Below are 310 nucleotides of genomic sequence, written 5' to 3'. Positions count from 1 at the left end.
GGCGCTGGAGTGCCGGCTCGGGTTCGGGCTCGGGCTCGGGCTCAGGCTCAGGTTCGGGCTCAGGCTCAGGTTCGGGCTCAGGTTCGGGAGCTGGCTCGGGCTCGGGCTCGGGCTCAGGTTCGGGAGCTGGCTCGGGCTCGGGAGCTGGCTCGGGCTCGGAGGCCGGCTCGGGAGCTGGCTCCGGCTCCGGAGCTGGCTCGGGCTCAGGCTCAGGTTCGGGCTCGGGCTCAGGTTCGGGCTCGGGCTCAGGATCGGGCTCCGGCTCGGGCTCGGGCTCCGGCTCGGGCTCAGGCTCGGGCTCGGGCTCAGG

1 protein-coding gene is annotated in these 310 nt (G+C 75.2%); it reads left to right on the top strand.

Going from position 1 to position 310, the window contains the following annotated elements:
• Positions 1–310, top strand: a 310-nt coding sequence (locus CG716_RS31450) for a hypothetical protein (protein ID WP_207760821.1), incomplete at both ends; no start/stop codon positions are given.

The sequence above is a fragment of the Mycolicibacterium sphagni genome, from assembly GCF_002250655.1.
GTDB lineage: Bacteria > Actinomycetota > Actinomycetes > Mycobacteriales > Mycobacteriaceae > Mycobacterium > Mycobacterium sphagni.
Note: the sequence above shows the minus strand (reverse complement) of the source record. Positions and strands in the feature narration are given on the sequence as shown.